The 4,506-nt window shown below is 58.8% G+C and carries 4 protein-coding genes; 1 reads left to right on the top strand and 3 read right to left on the bottom strand.

What is annotated here, in order from left to right:
- Positions 1-133: 133 nt before the first annotated feature.
- Positions 134-1,537 (top strand): ISL3 family transposase, encoded by a 1,404-nt coding sequence (locus tag ACYVGY_RS13615; RefSeq protein ID WP_460458040.1) that lies wholly within the window; start codon positions 134-136, stop codon positions 1,535-1,537.
- Positions 1,538-1,575: 38 nt separating this feature from the next.
- Here ACYVGY_RS13615 and ACYVGY_RS13610 read toward each other — a convergent pair whose 3' ends face one another.
- From ACYVGY_RS13610 to ACYVGY_RS13600, 3 genes are all read right to left on the bottom strand, one after another.
- Positions 1,576-1,953 (bottom strand): hypothetical protein, encoded by a 378-nt coding sequence (locus ACYVGY_RS13610; protein WP_460458039.1) that lies wholly within the window; start codon positions 1,951-1,953, stop codon positions 1,576-1,578.
- 612 nt (positions 1,954-2,565) lie between these two features.
- A complete protein-coding gene (locus ACYVGY_RS13605; protein WP_460458038.1) occupies positions 2,566-3,315 on the bottom strand; it encodes an RHS repeat-associated core domain-containing protein in 750 nt (249 codons plus the stop codon).
- A 3-nt stretch (positions 3,316-3,318) separates the two neighbouring features.
- The gene (locus tag ACYVGY_RS13600; protein WP_460458037.1) at positions 3,319-4,314 is read right to left on the bottom strand and encodes a transglutaminase family protein; all 996 of its coding nucleotides are present in this window, start codon (positions 4,312-4,314) and stop codon (positions 3,319-3,321) included.
- Between the last annotated feature and the right edge of the window lie 192 nt (positions 4,315-4,506).

Genomic DNA, 4,506 nt, shown 5'->3' with positions numbered 1-4,506 from the left:
GGCTTTTTGGATTCTGGTGTGGAAACGAGACCATGTCCCTGCGACCGGTCAAAGTGGCTGTCATGGAAGCTGGTGTTGAAACTGGCGTGACCCGGTGACATGCTGTCATGGATTACGGTGTGGATTCCAACCCATGGATTTGCTAGACCTGAAGAACATCAAGTCGCTGTCTTCGAAGGTGTCAGACGGCGTTCGATATATCGACGCAGAGGTTCTGGAAGAGCCTGGAGCCTGTGTGCTCTGCCAGGCTACCGATCCGTACCGGCATGATTCCCGGGATCAGGCATTCGCGGATGCCCCGATTCGCGGCCAGCCAGTCCGTATCTTGTTCCACCGTCGTCGCTACCGCTGTCGCGTCTGCAGAAAGACCTTCTTCGAGCCGCTGGTGGGTTTCTCGGTGAAGCGCAACATGACCCAGCGCTTGGTGCATTACATCGCGCGGGACGCGCTGATCCGCACCTTCGCTGACGTCGCCCGCGACGTGGCCGTCGATGTGCAGACCGTGCGTGGCGTCTTCCTGGACTTCTCCTCGTGGCTCAGGACGAACCACCCGATCGCCACACCCCGGATCATGGGAATCGATGAGGCCAAGCGAGCCGGTGTCCTGTGTACGGTCCTGACGGACTTGGAGCGGCGCGAGTACTTCGACATGCTGCCTTCGCGGAAGGCCAAGCCCTTGAATGCCTACCTGGCGCAGCTCCCTGACAAGGACCTGGTGAAGGTGGTCGCCATGGATCTGCACCTGGGTTTCGTTACGGCGATTGGCAAGCACCTGCCGAAAGCCGTACGCGTGGCCGACCGCTACCACGTCGCCCGGCTGGCGCAGGACGCCTTTGACAAGGCGCACGTGGCGGCCCGCAAGGGCCTCGATACCGGCGACCGGCTCGGGATGTTCCGCAAGCGGGGCCTGCTGGCGCAGCGAGATCGCACGCTCTCCGAGGCTGAGCGCCAGCGGGTGCTTGAGACCCTACAGCCCTTCCCGATCCTGGTGGCCGCCTACGAGGCGAAAGAGTCGTTCCTGCAGATATACGATGCCTCTGACCGCAACAGCGCCGAGCAGGCGCTCGATGCTTGGCTCGACGGTTTGCCGAGGGAACTATCGGGTTATTTCCGGTCGGTGACCCTCGCGGTTTCCAACAGCCGCGATATCATTCTGAATTACTTTGAACACCGTTACACGAACGCCTTCACCGAAGCGGCGAACGGCATTTCCAAACTGCTCCAGCGGACGGGGCGCGGCTATGGGTTCGAAGTCATGCGAGTGAAGCTGCTGTACGGCAAGCGCGGGCAAGTTGTCGACCTCTCGGGTTACGACGCCGAACTAGCTAGTGGCGGCAGCTCAGAGGGGATTGGATACAGTCGGGCAACCGGTAGCTATAAGCCCCGACAACTAGCGGCTTCCACTAACCGCGCCCGTCGAGGGCCAAGCTGTGCGCGCGTCGAGCGCCTGGTAGACGAGGGATACTACGACGCCGGGACTGAGAAGATTGCTGACGAACTTTCACCTTTGCTTCGGGCCTTCGCCTTTGGCGCTTAGCGAGACACATGGTTCCGTGTCAGGGCAGTCTTTGGTTACTATTCATTTCTCTGCTCTGATCGGTGCTTGAAGTTCTTTTTTCGGAGATGAGTAGCTAAAGCAAAAAGGAGTGCGCTCCCCAAAGCTACACTCAATGATGCGAGATCAATCCCTCTTCCTGCGAGGGCCCGCGAATCCCCAGCGAAGAAGAAATGCGGGAACAGCAACGCCGCGATAGCGACGGAGAAAACCAGTGCCCTGGAGGGCAGGAAGGCCCAAAGCCCGATAATAACCAGTGCGAAAATTGCGTATCCAACGCGAAGCGTCGCAAGCTCAGATTTGTCGACAAACCAGACGTACCGCATCTCGAAAAGAAAGACGCTGACGCAGAACGCGATGGCGGCGAAAGCGAGAAATGCAGGTGTTCGCCAGTTCAACGTTTTTTCCTAGCCACCGATCGTATGCGCTGTTCACCGACTAGGATCGAACTCGCCCAGTCGAGTCTTTATTGGAATGGCGCCTGATTTCAGGTCAGAGCCCGTCTCGTAACAACTGCGCGAAAATGCTTGCGTCTGTGCAGCTCGAAGTCGCTGACGCCGCTACGCACGGCCTAAAATTTTCCAGAAAGTCCACCAATGTCTCGGAAACCTCTCCGTCCGCCGTTCTAAGTCGGATATGGGCGACGACCGAACTTTGATCCGGCGCTCGGTAGAGTATCTCGAACTCGCCAGACTTCAGTTTTCTATACTCATAGTCAAACCCGGGTCCGTTGTAGCTGCGACGATTGACAATCGAGTCTTCGAGAGTCTCTTCTGGTTGCCGACCAACATAGATGGTTCCGGAAACTCCCTGCAGCGTTGTCACTTTGTAAAGGACGAAATCGACAGGGATGGTCATGTTGAGTGTGTCGCCAGCCGCGATGCCGAAGCAAAAGGTGCTTGCGTGGACGTTGCAATAGACATAACGATCCGGGTGCTCGCTGCTTGCCCTTAGCGGGCTGCAAGCCGTCAGCGATACAACCGCAATGGCCGTCAAAACTCCGCACTTCATCAGCGACCTCCTGAAGGGGGAGGCGGAGGCGGCGGGGGTTCGCGAACAATAACGTTTGCAGGGTGACTAAGCACCTCATTGATAGTCCTGCTGTCGGGCGTTCCACTGAGTTCGCCCATGATGTTGCCCGAATAACCCTGGTCCGGCGTAGTCGTGCGGTTGCCGTTTGCGTCAAGGCCAGAGGAATATCGATCGCGGGCGCCCATAAGGTGTCCCACTTCGTGGGGTCCTTCACCCCGCCCCATCCCTGGTGATGTCGTGTTCCATTCGCCAGAGGTCCCGCCCACCCCGTTAACGAAAGATGCGCCTTGAGATGCAGTATCTGATGTGGGCCCATTCGTAAGCCTGATGTTGTTGATCGCGCCAGCCGGAGTATTTGCGTCAACGCCAACTACAGACACAGAGACATTCGTGGTGTTGCCCCCTACGAAATACTGACCACTCCAAGTGCTGGCCGTATCGCTTGCAATGGCACTGGTATTAGCAGCCGAAGCCCCAGGCCCAGAATAATTTATGGGCACCGCAATACTAATGCTGCCATCTTGCTTGTACGTGATGATCGCTGCCCGGCCGTCGGGATCTGTGAAGAGGTATGGGTTGTTGTTTGCATACCAGTAGCGATTGAAGTTCGCCCCGTCGTTCGCAGACGCTTTCACCGGGTCCACAGACAGGAATCGGGCATGCGCATTGCCGCAGGTCATTACAAACATAGACGCGGCCAAGTAAGCAAAAGCAGCCTTGGTGTTCATTGATCAGTTCCTCGCCTCTCGGGTCTTTTTCTCGCGCCGAATCGATTCTAGGTAACGTGCTTCCTGCTCCGGCGACGGTGGCGTCCACCCGAGCCGCTCGGCCTCAGCATACCAGCGCAGGTTCTCCTGGCTGATCGAGAAGAATTCAGCCCGCTGGTTGGCGGGGATTTGGTTCGGGTTCGGGTACCGGCGCACGAACCGCTCCTGAAGCAACAGGTAGTAGGCCGCACCCTTATGCTGCATGGCGACCACATCCCGCGGATCGATCTTGAGGGCCAGGTCCGCCGCTGCGATGCGCTGGGCATGCAGGCCAGTCTCACCGTAGTGTTCCATCAACGAGCTCATCATTACCGTTACGGATTCCCGGCGGCTGAGCGGCCGCAGGTAGATCCCGGTTTCGATGGCCCGAGGTGAGATGCCGGTCTCACGCTCGTAGCTGCTGTCATATTTGAAGCCGCCGGCCGTCGCCTCCACGTTCAGCCAAGCGCCGTCATCTCCGCGGAACTTGACCATCACGTGGCTGGGTGCGGTGGCGAGGGTCACCGGCAGACCCAGGCGCTGGCCGACGATCGCAAAGAGGATTGGCATCGAGACGCAGTTTCCCTTGCGAGTCGTCAGATAGACCGAGAGCAGCTTGTTCTGAAGGTCTCGGCCCAGCGGGTCATCCAAATCGTACTGGAACGGCCTGCCGCCATTCCAGGGGCCTGGCTCGTACAGGGTCGACAGCAGCACATTGATCTTGCCGAGGTTCGATGCCCCGGTTGGAATGCGGCCCTTCACGCTGGCGACCAAGGCATCAATCTGCAGGCTGACTGCAGCTGGTGCCGTCTCTGGCGAAATCAGGTGATCGATGGCCAGCTTGGCTTCCAGTAGGTCGACCTCCCCGACCGGACGCTCCAAGATTGACTCGATGGGTTTCAAGCCAGCCAGCGCCGGATCCGATGCTGACGCAGGCGGTAGGGCGAGCAGGCAGACGAAGAACGCCACGATCAGTCTCATCTGGACCTGCGAGTGGTGAAGGCCCGGCCATCGTAGGCGTTCCGGCCGGGGGCCTTCAACCGCTTGGCGGAAGAAAAATCCACACGGGCAGCACGGATCGCCTTTTCGCGGAATCCACCGCGCCAACACTGGATCCGACCCAAACCCATCTCAGGGCTGGCCAGTCGATTCAACACTGGAATCCTAATAGCC

Source organism: Arenimonas alkanexedens (assembly GCF_054781355.1).
Note: the sequence above shows the minus strand (reverse complement) of the source record. Positions and strands in the feature narration are given on the sequence as shown.

Excerpts from the sequence above, each read along its gene's own strand:
- ACYVGY_RS13615 (WP_460458040.1), top strand. The coding sequence starts at position 134 with ATGGATTTGCTAGACCTGAAGAACATCAAGTCGCTGTCTTCGAAGGTG.
- ACYVGY_RS13600 (WP_460458037.1), bottom strand. The coding sequence starts at position 4,314 with ATGAGACTGATCGTGGCGTTCTTCGTCTGCCTGCTCGCCCTACCGCCT.
- ACYVGY_RS13605 (WP_460458038.1), bottom strand. The coding sequence starts at position 3,315 with ATGAACACCAAGGCTGCTTTTGCTTACTTGGCCGCGTCTATGTTTGTA.